The organism is Trichococcus collinsii, from assembly GCF_900107505.1.
Classification (GTDB): Bacteria; Bacillota; Bacilli; order Lactobacillales; family Aerococcaceae; genus Trichococcus; species Trichococcus collinsii.
Map to the genome: position 1 here is coordinate 226,081 of NZ_FNQH01000003.1, position 22,149 is coordinate 248,229.

Annotated in this window: 21 protein-coding genes; 18 read left to right on the plus strand and 3 right to left on the minus strand. The window is 49.9% G+C overall.

All coding sequences use genetic code 11. The annotated features are described in order from the left end of the window. Positions 1 to 204 precede the first annotated feature (204 nt). The 14 genes from BLV66_RS08580 (at position 205) to BLV66_RS08645 (ending at position 13,032) form a co-directional block, all read left to right on the plus strand. Complete coding sequence (locus BLV66_RS08580) at positions 205 to 1,401, plus strand: iron-containing alcohol dehydrogenase (RefSeq protein WP_342746288.1); 1,197 nt, start codon at positions 205 to 207, stop codon at positions 1,399 to 1,401. A gap of 255 nt (positions 1,402 to 1,656) precedes the next feature. Then, complete coding sequence (locus BLV66_RS08585; RefSeq protein ID WP_086985700.1) at positions 1,657 to 2,313, plus strand: GntR family transcriptional regulator; 657 nt, start codon at positions 1,657 to 1,659, stop codon at positions 2,311 to 2,313. Further along, on the plus strand, positions 2,300 to 2,944 hold the full coding sequence (locus BLV66_RS08590) for a GntR family transcriptional regulator (RefSeq protein WP_086985701.1): 645 nt from the start codon (positions 2,300 to 2,302) through the stop codon (positions 2,942 to 2,944). The genes BLV66_RS08585 and BLV66_RS08590 overlap by 14 nt, the downstream gene beginning before the upstream one ends. A gap of 339 nt (positions 2,945 to 3,283) precedes the next feature. Next, the gene (gene ttdA, locus BLV66_RS08595) at positions 3,284 to 4,195 is read left to right on the plus strand and encodes a L(+)-tartrate dehydratase subunit alpha (RefSeq protein ID WP_086985702.1); all 912 of its coding nucleotides are present in this window, start codon (positions 3,284 to 3,286) and stop codon (positions 4,193 to 4,195) included. After that, entirely contained in the window at positions 4,192 to 4,821 is a 630-nt protein-coding gene (gene ttdB, locus BLV66_RS08600; protein WP_245826658.1) for a L(+)-tartrate dehydratase subunit beta, read from the plus strand. Before ttdA ends, ttdB begins: the two co-directional genes overlap by 4 nt. A 113-nt stretch (positions 4,822 to 4,934) precedes the next feature. After that, positions 4,935 to 5,264, plus strand: a complete 330-nt coding sequence (locus tag BLV66_RS08605) for a hypothetical protein (protein WP_086985703.1) — start codon at positions 4,935 to 4,937, stop codon at positions 5,262 to 5,264. Positions 5,265 to 5,283: 19 nt separating this feature from the next. Then, a complete protein-coding gene (locus tag BLV66_RS08610; protein ID WP_086985704.1) occupies positions 5,284 to 5,679 on the plus strand; it encodes a biotin/lipoyl-containing protein in 396 nt (131 codons plus the stop codon). 76 nt (positions 5,680 to 5,755) lie between these two features. Continuing rightward, entirely contained in the window at positions 5,756 to 6,826 is a 1,071-nt protein-coding gene (locus BLV66_RS08615) for a sodium ion-translocating decarboxylase subunit beta (RefSeq protein ID WP_425445308.1), read from the plus strand. 28 nt (positions 6,827 to 6,854) lie between these two features. Beyond that, positions 6,855 to 6,986 carry an OadG family protein gene (locus BLV66_RS15785; protein WP_086985706.1) on the plus strand — a complete coding sequence of 44 codons (132 nt, stop codon included), beginning with the start codon at positions 6,855 to 6,857 and terminating at the stop codon, positions 6,984 to 6,986. Positions 6,987 to 7,000: 14 nt separating this feature from the next. Further along, the gene (locus BLV66_RS08625; RefSeq protein ID WP_086985707.1) at positions 7,001 to 8,389 is read left to right on the plus strand and encodes an oxaloacetate decarboxylase subunit alpha; all 1,389 of its coding nucleotides are present in this window, start codon (positions 7,001 to 7,003) and stop codon (positions 8,387 to 8,389) included. Positions 8,390 to 8,573: 184 nt separating this feature from the next. Further along, positions 8,574 to 9,941 carry a citrate:proton symporter gene (locus BLV66_RS08630; RefSeq protein WP_093114555.1) on the plus strand — a complete coding sequence of 456 codons (1,368 nt, stop codon included), beginning with the start codon at positions 8,574 to 8,576 and terminating at the stop codon, positions 9,939 to 9,941. Positions 9,942 to 10,120: 179 nt separating this feature from the next. Then, positions 10,121 to 11,602: a hypothetical protein gene (locus tag BLV66_RS08635; protein WP_143033116.1), complete on the plus strand. Its 1,482-nt coding sequence runs from the start codon at positions 10,121 to 10,123 to the stop codon at positions 11,600 to 11,602. After that, a complete protein-coding gene (locus BLV66_RS08640; RefSeq protein WP_176974186.1) occupies positions 11,526 to 12,122 on the plus strand; it encodes an HIRAN domain-containing protein in 597 nt (198 codons plus the stop codon). Before BLV66_RS08635 ends, BLV66_RS08640 begins: the two co-directional genes overlap by 77 nt. Before the next feature lie 406 nt (positions 12,123 to 12,528). Continuing rightward, complete coding sequence (locus BLV66_RS08645; protein WP_086985711.1) at positions 12,529 to 13,032, plus strand: AbrB family transcriptional regulator; 504 nt, start codon at positions 12,529 to 12,531, stop codon at positions 13,030 to 13,032. Between the two features lie 61 nt (positions 13,033 to 13,093). Here the strand turns inward: BLV66_RS08645 and BLV66_RS08650 are convergent, their stop codons facing one another. Both BLV66_RS08650 and uvrC read right to left on the minus strand, forming a co-directional pair. After that, positions 13,094 to 13,945: a DegV family protein gene (locus tag BLV66_RS08650; RefSeq protein ID WP_086985712.1), complete on the minus strand. Its 852-nt coding sequence runs from the start codon at positions 13,943 to 13,945 to the stop codon at positions 13,094 to 13,096. Positions 13,946 to 14,082: 137 nt separating this feature from the next. Then, positions 14,083 to 15,867 carry an excinuclease ABC subunit UvrC gene (uvrC, locus tag BLV66_RS08655; protein ID WP_086985713.1) on the minus strand — a complete coding sequence of 595 codons (1,785 nt, stop codon included), beginning with the start codon at positions 15,865 to 15,867 and terminating at the stop codon, positions 14,083 to 14,085. Between the two features lie 130 nt (positions 15,868 to 15,997). On the opposite strand from uvrC, the gene BLV66_RS08660 reads away from it, so the two are divergent. Then, on the plus strand, positions 15,998 to 17,239 hold the full coding sequence (locus tag BLV66_RS08660) for an MFS transporter (RefSeq protein WP_245826659.1): 1,242 nt from the start codon (positions 15,998 to 16,000) through the stop codon (positions 17,237 to 17,239). A 73-nt stretch (positions 17,240 to 17,312) separates the two neighbouring features. Here the strand turns inward: BLV66_RS08660 and BLV66_RS08665 are convergent, their stop codons facing one another. Continuing rightward, complete coding sequence (locus BLV66_RS08665) at positions 17,313 to 19,889, minus strand: vitamin B12-dependent ribonucleotide reductase (protein ID WP_086986037.1); 2,577 nt, start codon at positions 19,887 to 19,889, stop codon at positions 17,313 to 17,315. 491 nt (positions 19,890 to 20,380) lie between these two features. On the opposite strand from BLV66_RS08665, the gene BLV66_RS08670 reads away from it, so the two are divergent. Genes BLV66_RS08670 through BLV66_RS08680 form a run of 3 tightly spaced genes read left to right on the plus strand, consistent with a single transcriptional unit; the run spans position 20,381 to position 22,050 of the window. Continuing rightward, complete coding sequence (locus BLV66_RS08670) at positions 20,381 to 21,124, plus strand: NAD-dependent protein deacylase (RefSeq protein WP_176974188.1); 744 nt, start codon at positions 20,381 to 20,383, stop codon at positions 21,122 to 21,124. A gap of 22 nt (positions 21,125 to 21,146) precedes the next feature. Further along, the gene (locus tag BLV66_RS08675) at positions 21,147 to 21,716 is read left to right on the plus strand and encodes a Panacea domain-containing protein (protein WP_093114556.1); all 570 of its coding nucleotides are present in this window, start codon (positions 21,147 to 21,149) and stop codon (positions 21,714 to 21,716) included. Next, entirely contained in the window at positions 21,658 to 22,050 is a 393-nt protein-coding gene (locus tag BLV66_RS08680; RefSeq protein WP_086985716.1) for a hypothetical protein, read from the plus strand. Before BLV66_RS08675 ends, BLV66_RS08680 begins: the two co-directional genes overlap by 59 nt. Positions 22,051 to 22,149: the final 99 nt, after the last annotated feature.

The window sequence follows — 22,149 nt, forward strand, 5'->3', positions numbered from 1 at the left end:
GTGTGAAGCAAATTTTGCTGAACTCCGGGGAAGCTGTCCTTATCGGAGGTGGAGTCTTAACTGGGCTTCTGTCTTCCGGCGAGGCCCCTGTTCCCCGGAGTTCAGGAAACCCGACGCTAGCGGCCGCGCCTACTGAAGCGTCCCAAGCGGATTATCCACACGGCTGTGCTACAATGAAAAAAGAATAAAAATGAAAAGTGAGTGATGAGATTGGAAAACGGAATCCGTAATTTTGAGTTTCAAAATCTGACAAAAATAGTTTTCGGCAAGGACCAGATCAAGCGCATCGACGGCTTGATTCCGCAGGACGCGAAAGTGCTGATTTTGTATGGCGGGGGCAGCGTCAAAAAATTTGGCACCTTCGATCGCGTCGTCGAAGCCTTGGGCAACCGCGAGTGGGCTGAATTCGGCGGCATCGAAGCGAATCCGACCTATGAAACGCTGATACAAGCAGTCGACAAGATCAAAGTGGAAGGCTATGATTACTTGTTGGCAGTCGGCGGCGGCAGCGTCATCGATGGTGTGAAATTCGTTGCGGCAGGTGCGGTATTCGATGGCAATCCTGTCGATATGTTCGGCAGTGGCGTAGGCAAGGGATTGCCGGTCACCAAAGCGCTGCCTTTCGGTACGGTATTGACGCTGCCGGCCACGGCATCGGAAATGAATAACAATTCGGTTGTCACCTTTGTGGAAAAGCAAGCGAAGATCAGTTTCGCCAGTCCACATACTTATCCACAATTCTCCATCCTAGAACCGGAAGCGACCTACACGTTACCCAAACGCCAACTGGCCAACGGTATCATCGATTCCTTCATCCATGTGATGGAAGCCTATCTGACCTATCCAATCGATGCAAAGGTACAGGACCGCTGGGCGGAAGGGCTGCTGCAGACATTAATTGAAATCGGCCCGGACGTTGTCGAGGAGGACAACCACGACTATGCTACCCGCGCCAATTTCATGTGGACAGCCACGAATGCGCTCAACCGTTTCATTTCTCCAGGTGTTCCCCAGGATTGGGCGACGCATCAACTGGGCCATGAGATGACGTTGGCATTCGGGATCGACCATGCGCGCACGTTATCAATCGTCCTTCCGGCCATGATGAAAGTCCGCAAGCAGCAGAAATGGGACAAATTGCTACAATACGCGGAACGCGTGTGGGATATCCGCGGCGATTCCAATCTGACCGATGAAGAAAAAATCGATTTGGCGATCAAAAAGACCGAAGACTTCTTCGCCAGCCTGGGCGCACCGATCCGTTTCTCCGATGTCGAGCTGGATGAAAGCGACATTCCGGGTCTGGTGGAAGCACTCGTTCGCCACAAGAAAGAGAACATTTCTGAGCGCGGCGACTTCACTTCCGAAGATGCAAGAGCCGTGTATACAGCCGCACTTTAACAAAATGAAATGATTTGATTCAGAAATCCTTCCTTAGTCGGGAAGGATTTCTTGCTTTGGAGTATTTGAAAATTAGGGACGGATTCTGTCCATCCGCAAAAGAAACAGGTTGAAAAATGAAGGAAATCATGTAAACTATAAATGAAGCAAGAAACGACAAGGAATTATCGATGCTGATTGGCGGAACTGTAAACTTTAAGGATGCTAATGTCATAATCTTGCACTGACCTATAAAATTTAAAGGGACTGTAGTCTTTGGAATCATTAGAGAGAACACAAACAAAGGATTATATTGCGGACATCCTGCGCAATGAAATATTCAAAAGAAACATCAAGGATGGCGAGAAGCTGAGACAATCCGAGGTCGCTGCCGCAATGGGCGTTTCCAGAATGCCCGTAAGGGAAGCCTTGCAGATGCTGGAGATGGAAGGCGTGCTTGAAAGACTGGGCAACAGACATATGAAAGTCAACGGCATCTCCTTTGAATCGGCCAAAGCCCAATTCAGGATGATCAAGGCGCTTGAAAAAGAAATTTGCCTAATCCTTTCCGAGAAGCAAGCTGATGCGCAGCCATTTCAAAAAATAGCGGACGAATACAAAGAGGAAATGGTCGCCAAAGATAGTGAAGGTTGTCGCAAGCTGGAACTGGATTTCCATCACCTGTTGTCGGAAGCAACGGGCGTTCCGACCATTAAGCGGGCACACGACCAACTATTGAGCGGCTTCTTCACCTTCGTAATCGGAAATTATGACTTTGATTTTGAAGCAAACTGCCACTATATTGAAAAAATCAGCCAGTACCTGGCGGAAAAGGATCTATCAAAATTGATGGATGGATTTGAAGACTATTTTCAATATTATGTTGAGATCCTGAAGAAAGAACTGGAGGGTATGAACAATGAGCATCCTTAAACCGATCAAACTATTGCCTGCAAGGGAAAGAGTGGCTTCCTCCCTGAGAAAAGCGATCATCCTGAAGGAATTCGAGCCGGGCCATGAATTGATGCTGGATGCTGTTGCGAAGATGTTGGGCGTTTCGGTTACGCCGGTCCGCGAGGCTTTTCAAATTTTGTCCCGTGAAGGCTTCATCCAACTGCGCCCCAATAAGGGAGCCATCGTCATGGGCATCACCCCGACTTTCCTCGAGGATCATTATGAAATCCGAGCTTCCCTAGAAAGTGAAGCCTGCGCCATCATTTGCAGAAAGAAAAAAGACATCAGCGAAATCATCAAAGTGCATGAAGATGCAAAAGAAACCATCCTGTCAGGGGATGTCAGCTCCTATTCCGATCTGAACCAGGCCTTTCACTTTGCCATCTGGAACGCCAGTGAAAATGCGCGTCTGATCGAAATGGCCTCCAATCTGTGGAACGGCTTATCGATGGGGGATCTCCAAACGGAAGAGCAGTATGCCCAAATATCCATCCAGGAACATGATGAAATCGTAAATGCACTCATTGCAGGGGATGAAGAATTGTCCCGCAAAGTCATGCTGAAGCATATCTACCGCAGCATGGAGAATGTCCTGACGCGGTTCAAATAGAAGAACCCACACAATAAAACAACAATGAGCCATCGAGTCCGCACTCCCAACCAACAAGGGAGTGCGGATTATTTTTTTTTGCCCGAAACAAATAAGCAAAATCCCATGATGGTGCGGAAAACCATGTAAGCGTTTTAAAAAAGATAATAAAAAATTCACATTGGTGTTGACAACGAAAAAAGGATATGGTAAATTTCTACTTGTAAAAGGGATACATTATCAGATATCAAATATAAATGATATCCTTAGTGTGCGACTTTAATCCAGCAGTACCGCATCACAGTGGAACGAAGGGAAACTTGGTTTTGCTTCAGTTACCGATTACGAGGAGGAAGAACAATGGAAACGCTTAACAATGAAGTGACAGCGCAACAGAAAATCACTGAAACAGTAGGTAAATTTATAGGTTTGATCGGCAAAAGATTACCGGATGACGTGGGTAAGAGACTGGTCGAGTTGGAGAAAGAGGAAGTGGCTCCTTTATCCAAAGTTGTTTATCAATCAATGATGGATAACCAAGACAAAGCAATGAAACTGAACCGTCCATCTTGTCAAGATACAGGTGTTATTCAATTCTTCATCAAATGCGGATCGAATTTCCCTTTCATCGGAGACTTGGAAGAGGCATTGACTGAATCCGTACTTGAAGCTACCAAAAATTCCCCACTGCGTCACAACAGTGTAGAAACATTCGATGAGTACAACACAGGCAAAAACATTGGAAAAGGCACACCATCCATCTTCTGGGATATCGTTCCTAACAGCGACAAATTGGAATTGGATGTCTACATGGCAGGCGGCGGTTGCACATTGCCAGGGAAATCAATGGTATTGATGCCATCTGCTGGATACGAAGGCATCACGAAATTTGTATTGGATGTCATGACTGAATACGGAATCAATGCTTGCCCGCCATTATTGGTAGGTGTCGGCGTCGCTACATCTGTAGAAACAGCAGCGATTTTATCTAAAAAAGCCTTGATGAGACCGATCGGCAGCCACAACCCGAATGAGCGCGCTGCTTCAATGGAAAAATTATTGGAAGATGGCATCAACTCAATCGGCTTAGGACCACAAGGACTATCCGGCAAAAAATCCGTCATGGGCGTTCATATCGAAAATTCGGCTCGCCACCCATCCACTATCGGAGTGGCAGTCAACACAGGTTGTTGGTCACACAGACGTGGACATATCATCTTTGATAAAAATCTGAACTATGAAATCACTTCACATACGGGGGTAACACTATGAGCGTGAGCGAAATGAACGGTAAAAAAATTCTGACAACACCAATCACTAACGAAGACTTGGAGAGCATCAACATCGGCGACATTGTCTACTTGAACGGACACATCGTTACGTGCCGTGACGTTGCCCACCGCAGATTGATTGAAGAAAAAAGAGAATTGCCGGTTGACTTGAACGGCGGAGCGATCTTCCATGCCGGCCCAATCGTCCGTGATTTAGGCAACGAAAAATTTGAAATGGTTGCCGTTGGCCCAACAACCAGCATGCGTATGGAAAGATTCGAAAAAGAGTTCATCGAAGAAACAGGCGTCAAATTGATCGTCGGAAAAGGCGGCATGGGACAAAGAACGATGGAAGGTTGCCAAGAGTTCAAAGCAGTCCACGCAGTTTTCCCTGGCGGCTGTGCAGTATTGGCGGCTACACAAGTGGAAGAGATCGAAGCAGCACACTGGCGTGACCTTGGAATGCCGGAAACACTTTGGGTGTGCCGCGTGAAGGAATTTGGCCCGCTGATCATTTCGATCGACACACATGGCGGAAATTTATTTGAACAAAACAAAATCATCTTCAATGAAAGAAAAGACAAAGCAATCGAAGAAATCAGCAAACAAGTAAGTTTCATCAAATAAAAGTAAGCTGCAATGAGCGGGAGTCCTTAATCGTAATATAGGTTTTCGGACTCTCTTACTTATTGTAACCATAGTGAAGAACTGCACATCTAAGGATGTAGGAAGGAAGAGTTATGGCCCTGCTATCAAAATTACGTGGACTTCTTTCAGGTAAAAATGAGGTTGTGCAGCCGACAATAGCTGCAAACGCATCCGTTGCCCAAGTAAAACCGTTGGAAACAGTCGATTTTTCGTTGCCTGTCTCACAGGAGGACAAAGAATTGGTTGCAGCGATCGCCTCAGCGATACTTGTTCATGACGATACGGATGTTACTGTCCAAGTGAAGAGCATCACAGGAATCGACCTGGAAAAAGAAATTGCTGCGGCCATCATTGGCGCAATTGCTGCAGGAGATCATCCTGCTTCGCAATTTAGGTTGAAGAGCATCGCAAGAATAGATTAGTCGGAAAGAGGGAAAAAGAATGTTAAGGAAATTCCGCATCAAAATCAACGAAAAAGAATACATGGTGGAAATGGAAGAGTTCGGAGCGCCGGCTGTAGCCGCGGCACCAGTTCAAGCAGTAGCCGTACAAGCCGCGCCAGTCGCAGCACCAGTAGCCGCAGCCGCTCCAGTGGCACCTGCACCAGTTGTCGGAAGTGGAGAAGGCGACCCAATCACTGCGCCGATGCCCGGGAAAATCCTGGACATCAATGTGAACGTCGGCGACGTCGTGACAGAAAACCAAGTGCTGGCCGTATTGGAAGCCATGAAACTGGAAAATGAAATCGTTGCGCCACGGGCAGGCACGATCACAGCTGTCATTGCCACAAAAGGAGCACAGATCGACGTCGGTCAAACAATCGTAATCATTCAATAAAAAAACGTTCGGAGGGAAATAAAAATTGGAACAAATTGTTGCAGGAATATTATCCGTCACGCCTGGCCAACTGATCATGATGGTCATCGGCTGTGTGCTGATGTATCTGGGAATCAAGAAAGAATATGAGCCGACTTTGTTGGTGCCGATGGGATTGGGAACAATCCTCGTCAACTTCCCGGGGACCGGCGTCTTGACGCAGATGGTCAACGGAAGCGAATCGGAAGGCGTTCTGGATGTCCTTTTCGAAGCCGGTATCAGCACCGAGTTGTTCCCTTTATTGATCTTTATCGGCATCGGGGCCATGATCGACTTCGGCCCGCTCCTACAGAACCCATTCATGCTATTATTCGGTGCTGCTGCCCAATTCGGGATCTTCTTCACGATTGCGGTAGCCGTATTTTTCGGATTCGACATCAGGGAAGCCGCTTCGATCGGCATCATCGGCGCTGCCGATGGCCCGACAGCCATTTTCGTATCCAACCAACTGGCCCCTAACCTGTTGGGACCGATCACCGTCGCCGCCTACTCTTACATGGCTTTGGTGCCGATCATCCAACCGATTGCCATCAAAGCCGTCACGACCAAAGCCGAACGCCGCATCCGCATGACCTACAAAGCAGAAGGCGTCTCTAAGATGACAAAAATCCTGTTCCCGATCATCATCACGCTGATTTCGGGTTTCATCGCACCAATCTCCTTGCCGCTTGTCGGGTTCCTGATGTTCGGTAACCTGTTGCGCGAATGCGGCGTCTTGGACAGACTTTCATTGACTGCCCAAAACGAATTGGTCAACATCATCAGCATCCTCTTGGGTCTGACGATTTCCGTCAAAATGCAGTCTGAATTATTCCTGAACTTGCAGACATTGATGATCATCGCTTTCGGTCTGGTTGCCTTCATCATGGATACGATCGGTGGCGTGTTATTCGCAAAATTCCTGAACCTGTTCAGGACCCAAAAAATCAATCCGATGATCGGTGGTGCCGGTATTTCCGCATTCCCGATGTCAAGCCGTGTTATCCAAAAAATGGCAACGGAAGAAGACCCACAGAACTTCGTCTTGATGTATGCGGTAGGATCGAACGTTTCCGGACAGATCGCATCCGTTATCGCGGGTGGCTTGGTGCTTGGCTTCTTCAGCTAACCTATTATTCTTTTGAAAGGAGATTGACATGAGCACATTTGAAAATTTTCAAATCGCCCTGGAACTGATGCTTTTTGGGATGGGAGGGATCTTTCTCGTACTCTTCCTCCTGTATGTGGTTTGTATTGTACTGATTAAACGGTTCCCGACCGATAAATGATGGAGTTGATGAAAATGACGAAAAAGATCCGTTTTATGGAAACGGTCCTGCGGGATGGGCATCAAAGTCTGGTGGCGACCCGCATGTCGACCCCGGAGATGCTGCCGATTCTGAAAAAAATGGACGAAGCCGGCTACGATGCGCTTGAAGTCTGGGGCGGCGCGACCTTCGATGCTTGCCTGCGGTACCTGAACGAGGACCCATGGGAAAGACTGCGCACAATCCGGAGCGAAGTGAAGCACACGAAGCTGCAGATGCTTTTGAGAGGGCAAAACTTGTTGGGCTATAAGCACTATCCCGATGATGTCGTCGAAACATTCATCCAGAAAGCGATCGAAAACGGCATCGATGTCATCCGGGTGTTCGATGCGCTGAATGACCTGAGGAACCTGAAGACGTCCTTCAAAGCCATCAAAAAGTATGGCGGACACTGTCAAGGGACGATCAGTTACACGACCAGCGAAGTGCATAACAATGACTATTACCTGAAGCTGGTTGCGCAAATGGAGACGATGGGTGCCGATTCAATCTGCATCAAAGACATGGCGGGCATCCTGACGCCGAAGAATGTCTTCGAATTGGTCAGCGCGCTGAAGAAATCCACGGTGCTGCCGATCCATGTCCACACGCATTGCACCAGCGGCATTGCCGAAATGACCTACTTGATGGCCGCACAAGCGGGCGCCGACGGCATCGATTGCGCTATCTCGCCGTTCTCCGGCGGAACGAGCCAACCGGCGACGGAATCGATGGCAATCGCCTTGGAGGAGATGGGCTATGATACCGGATTGAATATGGAAGTCCTGAAGGAGATCGCGGATCATTTCCGCCCGATCAAAGAAGACTTCCGCAGCAAGGGCCTCTTGAATCCGAAAGTGATGGATGTCGAGCCGAATACCTTGTTGTACCAAGTTCCCGGCGGGATGCTTTCCAACCTGCTTTCGCAGCTGAAAGAGGCGCACCAAGAGGATAAATATGAAGCCGTGCTGAAGGAAATCCCGGCCGTAAGAAAAGACCTAGGTTATCCGCCTCTTGTGACGCCGTTATCGCAGATGGTCGGCACACAGGCCGTCATGAACGTGGTGAGCGGGGAACGCTATAAGATGGTACCGAAAGAGATCAAAGATTACGTAAAAGGTTCTTATGGGAAATCGCCTGCGCCGCTATTCGAAGAAATCAAACAAAAAATCATCGGCAATGAGGAAATCTGCACGGTACGGCCGGCAGACCTGATTGAACCAGGGATGGCGAGCTTCAAAAAGGGAACGGCAACTTACGCAGACACGACGGAAGATGTCTTGACGTATGCCCTGTTCCCAAATCTGGCTGAACCATTTCTGCGCAAAAAGAAAGATCCGTTCTACGATGTACCGATCCAAAACGTTACGATCATCCTTCCTTAAAGTTGCAGAGAATGCTAGCATAATCTTTTTTATAAGACGAGAGTATGCTAGTATTTTATAAAATGGGAAAGCCACCAGTTGTTGAGTGGAGTAGCGTATTCTTATTATTTGTAAGCGCTTTTTAATAGGCTCGTTCATTTTGAAGCGAGCCAACAACTCAAACGAAGAAGGGACATAATTATTTATGCTATTGACATTCCTTGCAATCGCAATGATCACCATCTTTATTGTCGTACTGGCGAAAAAGAAACTTTCCATTTTTGGGGCTTTGACCTTAATCCCATTGATTTTCGGTATTATCGCAACTTTCGTGAACAAGGTGCCTTTGACGGACATGTTCGAATGGATCAAAACAGGGCTATTCTACAGCGTCAATGCGGAGACAGGAAAAGTATCGATGGGTGTTATCTCTCCCGCAATCGTCATCCTGTTTGCGGTACTGTACTTCGGCGTCATGCTGAATGTCGGTCTGTTCGATCCTTTGTGCGAATTTTTCATCAAAAAAGCCAAAGGTGACCCTTTGAAAGTGACGTTGGCTACTGTTTTGACTTCATTGGTCGTAACCATGAACGGCGATACGACAACTACAATCATCATCTGTGTGGCAGCCTTCATCGAACTTCGGAAACAGATGAAGATGAACTTGCTTTACTTGGCGGTCATCATCGTTACGCCAATCGGTATCTTCAACCAATTGCCTTGGGGCGGCCCGACAATCGCGGCCAGCACAGCAATGGGCGTTGAAATCAGCACTTTGTTCGCGGCGTTGTTGCCTGGACTATTGGTTGCGGCTGTATACGCAGTCTTCATGGCCTACATCATCGGACTTAAGGAAAGAAAACGTCTGAACTTTAATCCGAAGGATGCTAAAGATGTTTCGCCTGAAACGATCCAAGGTATGTTGAATGCAATCCGCGATAATGAACCTGAATTGAAAAGACCTAAAATGTGGTGGTTCAACCTGATCATGACGCTAGCGCTTTTGGCGATGTTGATCATGGACATTGCCCACGGTGGTATCCTGTTCATGCTGGGAGCCGCAATCGCTTTGACTGCGAATTATCGCTCTTCCAAACTGGTTACGGAACGTTTGGATGCACTTGCTGCTGATTCTTTAGCGCCTGCCTTGGCTACTTTGGCAGCCGGTGTCTTTTCCGGAATCTTGACAGGAAGCGGAATGGCTACTGCTTTGGCGGAAGGGATCACCAAAATTATCCCTGAAGCATTGGGTACGCATATGGCGCCAATCTATGCCATCATCTCTGCACCAGCGATCACATTCCTGCCGCAAGATGCTTTCTACTTCGGAATTGCCAGCGTAATGGCTGGCGTAATGGGCCAGTTCGGCATCACACCGGATCAGGCTGCTGTCGCTTCGATGGTAGGGCAAGCATTCCGCTTGATCAGCCCGGTCATTCCTGCTTTGTATATGCTTTGCGAATACACGGAAATCAACTTTGTCGACTTCCAAAAAGGCTACATCAAGTTTGCGTGGCCAATCCTGTTCATCTACATCTTCGTCTACGGCATCACAGGCGTTATGCCTCTTTAGGATTTCAAGAATAATCAGGTAATAATGGAAAGCGTTCGGGGGATAAAAACCGAGCGCTTTTTTGTGCATTTTGCTCCTGTTAATTTAATAATTTTAAAAACTAACATAGTGACGCTCTATAATCTATGGTAATATTGAAGAAAGAAAGCATCGGAGTCAACGGAAAGAAGGGTTGCCAATTGGAGAATAACCAGAGCATTTTCGATACAATTTGTCGTTTGAGGGAAGAACAGCCTGGCCTGCCTTATCGATTCCAGGATGAGCGGACAGCTGGGCAAAAAGATGTGCTTTATGTACTTGCATCCGAAGGGATCCCTTTTTGGCGAAAAGAGGACTTGGCGAAGGAGTGTTGCGGCATTCTGAAGGACCTCGTCAACAAAGAAGAAGCAATCCTGACCGATCCTGTCCTGCATCATTTTCTGGAGCATTATCCGATCTGCAGTTATTTCCTGGAATTGCGCGAAAGAGTGAGGATTACTTTGGAAGCGGAATCAGGAGCACGGGAGCGTCTTTATCACCTCGGCATGCGGCTCGCACGCAGCGGCACCAATCCGGAACAGGTGAAATTGGGCATCATCCTTTTGGGCTTCTTCCCGTACGATACTACCAAACAAATTATGCGCACATTGGGTTACCACAGCGAGTATACCTTGTACGTGCTCGAGAGCATCCAGTTCATTTTCCCTCTGCAGAACAATTTCATCTTTGAACTGGCCAAGCACACGGTAGGATACGGGAAACTGGCGGCCATGTTCCTGCTGAAGCCGGTCAGGTGGGAACAGCAGCACTGGATGATGCATGAAGGCATCAAGAGCGAATTCCTTGCCAACATTTACGCCAACCTCTGTATCCAGAAAACGGATATGCGCGCCTATTTCAAGAAGACGGAAATCACGGCCGCCAATTTTACGGATTTCGCTTACCTGATCTGTTATGGCGATTACAACAATGACAGCGTGACCATCGATGCCCAACTGGACTTCCTGTATAAGTTCATCGATAAGCGCGACTATGCGACGAACTTCATCGATCTGGGCGCGCTCGTCAGCATCTGGTATCAGGTAGTCGACTACTGGCAGCAGGATTACGACTTCATCAGTCAAAATGAAACGAAATACCGCCGCACAAAAACCATGTGGGATACCCGCATCGCCCGCTACGAAAAGCTGGTGCATAAAGTCGAAAGTTTCCTGCATCAGCCAAAATGGCGCCATATCGTGTATCAAGAAATTTCCGCCCCAAAGGAATCGGATAGCCTGATTATGAAAGTGCTCGTCTATCTGAACATGCATCCCGATTTTCCGGCCTTCATGGAAGTGCTGAGTCGGCAACCGTTGGGATTCAACATGCTCGATTTCTTCCTGAAAATCAATCCCGAATTCTATTTCGACGATGTCTGCGAATACCTCGAAGCGATCCTGAATCCGGATCTTTACGCGCTCCCTCTGGAAACAGAAGAGCCGGAAAATGCGAGCGTTACGGATCTGATGCGCGCCGACGAATGGTTGCTGCGCCTGTTTGAAGTGATGAGCGAGAAACGCAAATACAATGAAGCCTGGTGCATCCGTGGTGTCCATTACCGTCATGCCGGTGTGCGCAAAAAAGCAGTGCAGGTGCTGCAACAGCACAGAAAAAAAATGGTCCAACCAAGTAGAAATTGAACTCCAGATTGCGCTTGAAAAAGAGCCGAACATCAAACTGAAGCGGCAAATCGATAGACTGTTGCAGCCGGAAAATCTGAAGAACCAAAAAGAAAACCGTTATCTGAAGATGAAGCAGCCGCCTTTGAGCCATGCCCATACGGACAAGGAATTGCTGCATACGTATATCGCCGGCACGCAGTTCCATGAGCTGAGCGGAGTCGCCGATTTCCTGAAACCGGGGGACCTACTGCAGCTTGTCCGGGAGGCCGATAATGCTTATGACGCGAATGCCATCGCCGTTGCGACGCAAGCCGGCTATATGTTGGGTTATGTGCCGCGCTCGGAGAATCCCGTCTTGGCAAGTCTGCTCGATGCCGAAGAGCGTCTATACGCGATCCTCGAATCGCCGACAGTCGAGATGGAACGCCCGAAAATCACTATTGTCCTGAAACGCACCTTTTTCCAGGCGCAGCCGACTGAGCAGGGTCAAGGCATCATCCTGCCGTTCCCGCCACCAAAGAAAAAGAAATACGAATAAGAAAAAGAAAAGCGGAACGGGTTCGTTCAGCCCTGAAAGAAATTTAGGAAATCTGGCCCTGAATGAGCATCGTAGAGCGCAATTGCTGAGAGACTTCCTGCGTCAGCAGGTTAGTCGAACAGTATGTCTTGGCTCGCAGAGACAAGAGGTTCCTTTACCCTTTCCGAAGGGCTAACCCGTGCAGCTAGCCAACGTCTTGGGATGCACAAAATATTTTGCAATCCTGTGAAACACCTGCGGTGAAGCACTTTTAGTTCAGAAAACTTTATACTATTCTACAAAGAACGAAGGGGAACACCGAAAGAACACGGTGTTCCTCTTTTTATGCCGAAATGAACTTGACTATTTCGCCGGAAAGTCGAAAATGGGAAGAGAGCGTTAATTTGACATAAAGGGGCATAAATATATGAATTTCGGGAAACTATTGGGTACATTGATCGTGGCATTCATCGGAGGCTGGGCTGGGATCCGTTTCCGGGTACCGGCTGGTGGAATGATCGGCTCGCTAGTCGCGGTCGCAATCTACAATTATTTTTCACAGATGGGCTATATGCCGGCCAATCTGAAGATCATCGGCCAAATCATAATCGGCGGGACGATTGGCATGAACTTCACGAAGAGCAGCTTGGCCGAAATGAAACAGGTGTTTTTCCCTGCCGTCACTTCCGTACTGATTTTGTTGACCGTGGGAGTGATTGCGGGCTATATCCTGCATAAAGTTGCCGGAATCGATCTGATTACGGCATTGCTTGGGACATCACCGGGTGGATTGACGGATATGACCATCCTCGCGGCGGCCTTTGAGGCCGACACGATCATCGTGTCCTCCATCCATCTCGTCCGGCTCTTCTCGGTCATCCTGTTGATGCCGATTTTTGTCCGAATCATCAGTACGTACATCAACAAATAAGTAAAAAAGTGAGGTGGAGAATCCGAATCAGATTCTCCGCCTCACTTTTTTTTAAATGCAGTTATTCGTATTTCTTCAGGAAGAACAAGCCTAAAGTTCCTAGCCCGGTATGCGAACTGATCGTGGAACCAATCGTGTTCACATAGATGCGGCGCGGATGAAAATGCTCTTCGATGTATTGACGCATTTCCTCGATGGCTTCGGCATCGTCGCTGTGGCAGAGGAACACATTTTGTTCCTGAATCATATCGGCCTCATCGCGCAGGCGTTCGTACATCCGGTTCATGACTTTTTTGCGCCCACGCAGTTTTTCGACGGGCACCAATTCACCATTGATGACTTCCAGTAACGGTTGGATATTCAGCAATCCCCCGAGAAAAGCACTGGACTTCGAAAGGCGGCCGCCTTCCGCAAGGTAATTCAGATCCTTAACGGTGAAAAGGGAAACGACGTTCGCAGCCGTGAAACGGACACGCGATTCGATCTCATCCAAAGTGAAGCCGGCATCGCGCATTTCGATTGCTTCGACGACGGACAAGCCTTCACCAACGGAGGCGCTCATGGAGTCGACCAAACGCAGATCAAAATCCGGAAACTCCTCCTTCAGTTGCTGGTAAGCCAGAAAGGCCGCTTGGTAGGTACCAGATAGCTTGGAGGAAAGGGAAATGTAGATGCCCGATTCACCGGCTTCGGCCGCTTTCCGGAAACCGGAAAGGAATTTTTCCAAGGACACTTGGCTCGTTTTCGGATGACCGCCGCGTGCGATCATTTCATAGACTTTGTCGGCTTGGATTTCGATCATATCTTCGTATTCGCCGGTATCCAGCAGAGTCGTCAACGGGAAGACTTCCACATCATTTTCCTGCAGATCGGCATAAGCCAGGTCACAAGCACTATCGGTAAATATTTTCATAATAAACGCCTCCTCTAGCGCGAGTTCTTTCACGGGATATTCCGTGGATTACTCTACAGTATAGCACGTTTCGCCAGTTTTAAAAATTTCAGCGCAATGGCTGTCCAAGATGAGCGGTGCCGCTGTAAAATAAAGGCTCAATCGTTCAATTCGCCGAGTTCCTTCTTAATGAGCAGCGCGGTCTTCTCGGGGATGCCCAATGCTTTGAGGTCTTCGTGACTGGCTTCGCGAATGTTCTTCATCGTCTTGAAATGCTTCAGAATCTTCGTGCGGGTTTTCGGTCCGACGCCTTCGATCTCGTCCAATTGCGAAGAAATGCTGTTCTTGGCGCGCACTTGGCGATGGAAGGTGATCGCGAAGCGGTGGACCTCTTCCTGGATCCGTTGCACCAGATGGAAAGCCTGACTGTTTGGACTGAGCTCAACGATTTCATCATTCTCACCGAAGATGAGAGAGGACGTCTTGTGTTTCGTGTCCTTGACCATGCCAGCCACCGGTATGTCCAGTCCAAGCTCGTCCTCCAGCACTTCCTTGGCGGCATGTACCTGGACTTTGCCACCGTCCATCAGGATCAAATCGGGCATGGGGCGTCCTTCGCGCAACAAACGGCTGTAGCGGCGGCGGATAACTTCCTGTGTCGTCGCGAATTCATTGCTGCCTTCGACCGTTTTGACTTTGTATTTTCGGTAGTTTTTTCGTTCAGGCTTGCCGTCCTTGTAAACGACCATCGCCGAGACCGGATTTGTTCCTTGGATGTTCGAATGGTCGAACGACTCAATAATCTCTAGATATTCGATACCGAGCGCCTCGGAAAGTTCTTGGATGGCGCCGACCGTCTTGTGGGTGTCACGCTCGATCATCATGAACTTCTCCGTCAATGCCAACTCGCTGTTTGTGATTGCCAGTTCTAGGATGCTGCGCTTGCTGCCGCGGACAGGGGTGTGCACTTTCGTTCCCAGTGCTTCCTGCAGCAATTCCGTGTCGACGCCTTTCGGTACGAGGACTTCCTGCGGCAGGATGTGATTGGGATCCTGATAGAATTGCATAATGAAGGAAGCCAACTCTTCCTCAGGCGTGTCATAGCAGGGGAAAAGGGCGGCTTCGCGTTTGATGATCGACGATTGGCGCAACAGGAAGACTTGAATCGACAGCCAGCCTTTGTCCATATGGAACGCGAAGACATCGCGGTTCGTGTAGTCGCGCGACATGACTGTCTGTTTTTCCACGGTCGCCTCGATGTAGCTGATCTGGTCGCGGTAATCGGCAGCCTGTTCGAAGTTCAGGATGTCGGCAGCGCGGTGCATTTTTTCCCGCAGATCTTTCTTGATCTCCTTGACCTCGCCGTTCAGGAAAGCGGCAATGCGTTTGATCTGGGCATCGTATTCTTCTTTCGAAACTTCATGGTCGCAGCAGCCGATGCATTGGCCCATATGGTAATAGAGGCAGGCACGTTTGGAATTTTTAGCGCACTTGCGCAGCGGGTAGATCTTCTGGATGAACTCCTGCGTCTCCGTCGCCGCGTAGACGTGCGGATAGGGGCCGAAGTAGAGGCCACCATCATCCTCGACCGTCGAGGTGATGATGAGCTGGGGATCCTTTTCATTCGTGACCTTGAGATAAGGATACATCGTCCCTTGCTTCAGTTTGATGTTGTATTTCGGCTGGTAACGCTTGATCAGGTTGATCTCCAGCAGCAGCGATTCTTTGTTCGTTTTGGTGACGATCGTTTCGAACCGGTCGATGTCCGCGACCAACAGCTGCGTCTTGCCTTCGTGCTTGCTGTGGAAGTAGGATTTCACGCGGTTCTTCAAATTTTTGGCCTTGCCGATGTAGATGATTTCGTCATCCTTGTCCCGCATGATGTAGCAGCCGGGCAAATCGGGCAGCAGCGCCAATTTTTGGTTGATTTCTTCTCTGCTCATCCGTTTCAATCCTTTTACTTTTTGTTAAGAATAGTATAACATGAATGGAAACATACGTTCAGTCGTTTGATTCTGAACGCAGTCATTTTGGGGACGATAACCGCCTCTCCAGCAAGGAAGTGCAAACTGTGTGATCAAGAAAATGAAATATGAAAAGTGGCAGCGTCAAACCGCGCTCTTTTTGGGCAGCCAGACGATTTCCCTGTTCGGCTCATCGCTTGTCCAATACGCGATATTCTGGTATCTGACCTTGGAAACGCAATCCGGCGTCATCATGACCTTATCGACCATCTTCGGATTTCTGCCGACTTTCTTCATATCGCCGTTCGCCGGGGTATGGGCCGACCGCTATAACCGGAAGCGCCTGATCGTCCTTTCCGACGGCATCACCGCGCTCTCAACATTGGTGCTAGTCCTACTGTTCCTGGCGGGGCAGCGTTCGATCTGGATCCTGTTGGCTACATCGGCAATCCGCGCAGTCGGTGCGGGCATTCAGATGCCGGCGGTCGGCGCCATCCTGCCGCAGATTGTTCCGGAAAAGGAATTGACCCGAATCAACGGACTAAACGGCAGCGTCCAGGCCGTCGTCATGTTGATTTCGCCGATGATCAGCGGCGCGCTTTACCAATTTGCGCCGATGGAGGGCATTTTCATGATCGATATCGTGACAGCGGCTATGGCGATCGCCATCATGGTGTTCTTTTTGAAAGTCCCTACACATGAAAAAGCCAGCAAAGAACAGGTCAGCAATTATCTGGAGGACATGAAGCTTGGCTTCAGCTATATCCAAAATCACGCCTTCATCAAAAGGCTGTTCCTGTATTTTTCCTTGGCTTTCCTGATGGCCGCTCCGGTATCGTTTCTTTCCCCGCTGCAGGTCGCGCGTTCATTCGGTGAAGATGTTTGGCGTTTGACAGCGATCGAAATCGCCTTTTCCATCGGGATGATCGGCGGCGGACTCTGGATCGCGTCGTGGGGCGGCTTCAAGAATCGAATCCATTCCATCGCTTTTGCGATCGGAGCGATGGGCTTATGCACTTTCGGGATGGGTGTCATCCCGAATTTCTGGATTTACCTCTTCCTGATGGGTCTCGTCGGTCTCGTCATCCCGCTCCTGAACGCTCCAAGCATGACGCTGCTGCAGGAAAAGGTCGAGGAAGATTTCCTTGGCCGCGTCTTCGGCGTCCAAAGCATGGTCGCAAGTTCGATGATGCCGCTGGGGATGCTGATCTTCGGACCGCTGGCGGACCGGATGGCGATCGAAATCCTGATGGCCGTATCGGGCGTGTTCCTGATGGTCGTGGCCTTCTTTGCCATCCGCGACCGGGTCTTGCTTGAAGCTGGCAAGCCGGAACCTTTGGACGGAGAGTAATCAACTGGATACAAAAAAACGAACGCGGCTCATCCAAATCGGATGGCCGCGCTCGTTTTTTTGTTTTATATGATCAGAGACCGCATTTCAGCTGTGCACCGCAGTTGGTGCAGGTATTGCAGCCGCCCAGATCTTCTACCGTACCTTGTCGGCAGATTGGGCAGGTATCACCGATTTCGTTGCCGATTGTGACATCGGTAGACGTGAGGTTTGCTATCGAATCAACTAGGAAAGTCTTGTCCTTGTTGACTTTTACGTGTTCTTTCTCTTCTTCGAGCTTGGCTTCATCATCCCAAACGTTTTCTTCGGCTTTCAGCGTCAGCACCTGCGAATCGCGGCTGCCGTCGACGTAGACCGTACCACCCTTGGCTCCGCCCAGGTAGAGGCGTTCATAGATTTTTTCGACTTGATCGACGGTATAGCCTTTCGGCGTGTTCACCGTTTTTGAAATGGAACTGTCCACCCAGCGCTGGATTGTCGTCTGCACATCGACGTGTTCTTCAGGAGCAAGCGTCATGGCAGTCGCAAAATAATCAGGCAACTGGTTCGGATCAGCATCCGGATGACGATCCAGATATTCTTGGACGATATCCGCCTTCACTTCGATGAATTTGCCGAGACGGCCGCTGCGGTAATACGTGAACGAGAAGTAGGGCTCCAAACCGGTGGAAACGCCGGCCATCGTGCCCGTCGAACCGGTAGGCGCCACCGTCAACAAGTGCGAGTTGCGGATGCCGTATTTCAGGACGCCTTCACGGACATGCTCCGGCATTTTTTTCATATAGCCAGTGTTAATGAAACGCTCGCGCAGGATTTGAGTCTCTTTTCCGGTCTGCCCGACCAGGAACGGGAAGCTGCCGCGCGTCTTCGCCAACTCGATGCTTTCCTCGTAGGCCGCCACGGCGATCGTTTCGAATACTTGATCGATCAGCTGCAGGCTTTCCAGTGAACCGTAGCGGACACCGCAATAGATCAGCATGTCGGCCAAGCCCATGATCCCCAGGCCAATCCGTCGTTCGCCAAGCGCTTGTTTTTTGTTCTCCTCCAGAAAGTAAGGGGTGGAGTCGATGACGTTGTCCTGCATATGGATACCGGTGCGGACAGTCTGTTCCAATTTGGCAAAATCGACCATCTGCAGGTCCTTGTTCACCATTTCGGCCAAGTTGACTGCCGCCAAGTTGCAGACGGAATAGGCTGCCAAGGGTTGCTCGCCGCAAGGATTGGTGGCGACTACTTTTTGACCGTATGCTACCGCATTTGTCATTTTGTTTGCGTTATCGATGAAGAAGATGCCTGGTTCGGCGGCATAAGTGGCGCAGACGTTGATCAGGCGCCACAATTCACGCGCTTTGACGGTCCGGTAGGTGCGGACGGCGTTTCCGGAAGCTTCCCAATCGCGGACATCGCCGCAGTTTGTCCATTCTGCATCGTAGTGAGCCATCGCATCCGCATCGTAATGTTCGACATCCGGAAAACGAAGCGCGTATTCTTCACCCCTCATCACTGCGTCCATGAAGTCGTCGGTAATGCAGACGGAAATGTTGGCGCCAGTCAGGAACTCAGGATTGTTGACGGTGTAAGTGCCGCCATCGCGCAGTTTTTTCTCGGCTTCATGTATGACTGATGCGTCAAAACCGCCATGCCCCGGGATGTGCTTGTAGTTGACAATGCCGGTATACATGTTGATGTCTTTGGAAGAAAAAGGCGTGAAATGCAGCTTTTCCTTTGCCAACATGCGGATTTGTTCATCCTCGAAATTTTCGATGATGTAGCGGAGGATGCGCGGATTCTGCATCTTGGAAATGATGAATTCGAAGATATCCGGATGCCAGTCGGCCAGCATGATCATCTGGGCGCCGCGACGGGATCCACCTTGTTCGACCAGATGCGTCAATTTAGCGATGTCGTCCATCCAGGAAACGGAGCCGGAAGAGCGCCCGTTGACTCCTTTCACTATTGTGTGGCGCGGACGCAGCGTCGATCCGTTCGAACCGACGCCGCCACCACGGCTCATGATTTCCATGACTTTTTTGCGGTGATCGGAAATGCCGCCGCGCGAGTCGGGCACGAAAGGCATGACGTAACAGTTGAAATAGGTCACATCGGTACCGGAGCCGGCGCCGTAAAGCACGCGCCCGGCCGGGATGAAGTTCAAGGCTTTCTGTTCTTCGTAGAATTTCAGAAACGCTTCATGGCGCAGTTCCGGCGTGATTTCAACCTCGGCTAGACCATGAGCGTTGCGCATCGCAATCTGTTCGTAGAAAAGCTCCAGTGGTTTGTCCAACGTCAGGATCCGGCGCGTCACGATGCCGCCTTCTTCGACTTCGAAATCGTCGATATTGTGCTGGTATTCCTCAGAAACTTTGATGCGCACAGTCTGTTCTTTGTGGTTTACGGAAAGGACGGTTCCTGTTCCGCGGGCCGGATATTTTGGGTCCTCCTTGACCGTCAGAATCACGAGGTCGCCTTCGGACAGAGTCTCCTTGGTGGAATCCTTGTAGGAGTAGCGATCCAACATAACGAGGCGGGACACGCCCTCATAAGTCACGTGCATATCTTCCGTGATTGGAAACACATGCGGGAACCGCTCGATATCCTTGTTCAATTTTTCAAATCCTGCTTTAAATGTGGTCTTTGTTGCATCCACAATACTCACTCCTTTATATATGGCGAAAACACTAGATGTTGTGCTGTCGGTTCATGTCTCATACTATATATGTTAATTCTGTTCGCCGAATAAATCAAGGGGAACAGTCAAGGAGTTGGCTGATGTAAACGGATGAAAACGTTGTTTGGATGGAAGGGGATGTGTTTGTAATAATATATCGGCCAATAAGACGTGTGTGGAGTGCGTCGGAAACGGGGTGTCGTGTTTCACGAAGGAGATGAATGCTGAATAGCCGAGACAGGGCGCGGGTGTCGACTGTTCCGAATGGGACTAATGCTTAACAGTCAAGACAGAGCATTGGCGTTGGCTGTTTCGGGAAAAGTGGGTCGCGAACAGCCGAGAGGACAATCCGTTGTTTGTATCCGATGACCACAACAAATCCGATTCGGCCTATAATGCGAAATAGTACCCAGTCAACCCTCGCGAAAGCTATAATGAAAGTAGAAAGAACAACAAAAGAAAGGAGTCCGAACATGAAAGATAAAGAACGCTTCGCGGATATGATCCGTAAATCGCAGCGCATCGTTGCCTTCACTGGTGCGGGCATCAGCACGGAGAGTGGGATCCCGGATTTCCGCTCGGCGGGCGGGCTTTTCGACAGGTTGAGCGGCCGCCATTTCAGCGGTGAGGAGACGCTCAGCATAGGTTTCCTGGAGGCGTATCCCGCGCTTTTCTTCCGCAATTATGCGGAGCATTTCGATTTTTCACAGGCGCTCCCGAACGCCGGGCACCGCTTCTTTGCGGGCCTCGAAAAGACAGGCAAAGAAGTCACCGTCGTCACCCAGAACATCGACAATCTGCACCAGTCCGCCGGCAGCAGCACAATCATCGAGCTCCACGGGAACGGCACGAGATGGCGGACGTTCGACACGGACGAACCCGCCGATGCCACCGCAATCAACATGGACGCGCAAGGCATCCAGCGCGATTCCCAAGGCAGGATGGTGCGTTCCGATATCGTCCTCTACGGCGAAATGCTCGACGAGGAGGCAATGGAGCGCGCGGCCGCAGCAATCGGCGCGGCAGACATGCTGGTCGTCATAGGCACCTCGTTGGCCGTATATCCGGCTGCGAGCATCGTCCACTATTTCAAAGGCCATTACGCCGTCTTGCTGAACCGAACGCCTGTGCCGCAGTCGCTGACCTTCCAGTTGGCCGTCCAGACCGATGCGGGCGCCTTTTTGGCGGACGTCTGGGAAGAATATTTTGCAAAATGAGTAAAGAAAAGGGGAGAACGCTATGCCGAAGGTGAGTCAGTTGGCGAGTTACCTGGTCTACTCTTACGAAAACCATACAGGAGCCAGGTTCGGCGACAATGAGCTGAGGCTGCAGACGATGCTGTATTTCGCGCAGCGGGAATGTCTGGCGGTAGTCGGAGTGCCGTTGTTCGAGGGAAGCTTTGAAGGCTGGGAAGAGGGTCCTGTGCTGCCGGAACTGCATTTCTTCTTTGAGGAAGGCTACGATCCCTTCGAACCACTGGAGATGAAGAAGTTGACGGAGCGCGAACAGTTCATCCTGGACCGCGTAGTCTTTGCCTACGGTCAGTACGAAGGCTGGTATTTGTCGGATTTGGCGCGCCGCGAAACATCCTGGCGCAATAGCAGACCCAGTGTCGCGGAAGAAGTGACCGAACCCAAACTGCTGGAACTTGCGGATATCCGCGAGGATGCGAAAAAAGTGAGGATCTATGACACGTTGTTCGATGTTTATCTGGATGAATTGGAGGAATTCGAAGGGGGGTGCTGGAACCATGAACGAAACGCAAGCCTATATTGGGGCCATCGTGAAGACCCGATTTGCCTACCATGACCTTGAGACAGACAAAATTGCCTTCAAATCGCGCCCGTTTTTGATCATCGGTGCGGAATATGATACGTTGCCGTGCGACTTCACAGCCTTTCCGATTTCGAAAGTGTCGACGAGCCAAAACATCGATCCCATCCACGACATCAAAGTCGAAAAGGACCGCTACCCCAAACTGAGCCTGAATGCGGACGTCTCCTATATCCGCGTCCATAAAATTCAGACGATCCACAGTTCCCAGCTTGCGATCGGGATCCTGTCCTCATTGAGCCAAGCCTACCCAGATCTCTATGCGGAAGTGAAGGCAGCTTACCGGGATTTTTCCGGGGGGCTGTTCTGACTGAGCGGAGCTGCGATCCCGGCTTGGAAATTACCAAGAAAAAAAACACCCCTGCCTAGCGGAGGCCCATAATGGAGCCTTCGTCTAAGCGGGGGTGTT

Coding starts and splice junctions, on each gene's coding strand:
- BLV66_RS08605 (WP_086985703.1), top strand. CDS start 4,935: ATGGCCCTGCTATCAAAATTACGTGGACTTCTTTCAGGTAAAAATGAG.
- BLV66_RS08650 (WP_086985712.1), bottom strand. CDS start 13,945: ATGAAAATATTTACCGATAGTGCTTGTGACCTGGCTTATGCCGATCTG.
- BLV66_RS08615 (WP_425445308.1), top strand. CDS start 5,756: ATGATGGTCATCGGCTGTGTGCTGATGTATCTGGGAATCAAGAAAGAA.
- BLV66_RS08625 (WP_086985707.1), top strand. CDS start 7,001: ATGACGAAAAAGATCCGTTTTATGGAAACGGTCCTGCGGGATGGGCAT.
- BLV66_RS08610 (WP_086985704.1), top strand. CDS start 5,284: ATGTTAAGGAAATTCCGCATCAAAATCAACGAAAAAGAATACATGGTG.
- uvrC (WP_086985713.1), bottom strand. CDS start 15,867: ATGAGCAGAGAAGAAATCAACCAAAAATTGGCGCTGCTGCCCGATTTG.
- BLV66_RS08680 (WP_086985716.1), top strand. CDS start 21,658: ATGAACGAAACGCAAGCCTATATTGGGGCCATCGTGAAGACCCGATTT.
- ttdB (WP_245826658.1), top strand. CDS start 4,192: ATGAGCGTGAGCGAAATGAACGGTAAAAAAATTCTGACAACACCAATC.
- BLV66_RS08670 (WP_176974188.1), top strand. CDS start 20,381: ATGAAAGATAAAGAACGCTTCGCGGATATGATCCGTAAATCGCAGCGC.
- ttdA (WP_086985702.1), top strand. CDS start 3,284: ATGGAAACGCTTAACAATGAAGTGACAGCGCAACAGAAAATCACTGAA.
- BLV66_RS08640 (WP_176974186.1), top strand. CDS start 11,526: ATGCCGGTGTGCGCAAAAAAGCAGTGCAGGTGCTGCAACAGCACAGAA.
- BLV66_RS08580 (WP_342746288.1), top strand. CDS start 205: ATGAGATTGGAAAACGGAATCCGTAATTTTGAGTTTCAAAATCTGACA.
- BLV66_RS08590 (WP_086985701.1), top strand. CDS start 2,300: ATGAGCATCCTTAAACCGATCAAACTATTGCCTGCAAGGGAAAGAGTG.
- BLV66_RS15785 (WP_086985706.1), top strand. CDS start 6,855: ATGAGCACATTTGAAAATTTTCAAATCGCCCTGGAACTGATGCTTTTT.
- BLV66_RS08645 (WP_086985711.1), top strand. CDS start 12,529: ATGAATTTCGGGAAACTATTGGGTACATTGATCGTGGCATTCATCGGA.
- BLV66_RS08630 (WP_093114555.1), top strand. CDS start 8,574: ATGCTATTGACATTCCTTGCAATCGCAATGATCACCATCTTTATTGTC.
- BLV66_RS08675 (WP_093114556.1), top strand. CDS start 21,147: ATGCCGAAGGTGAGTCAGTTGGCGAGTTACCTGGTCTACTCTTACGAA.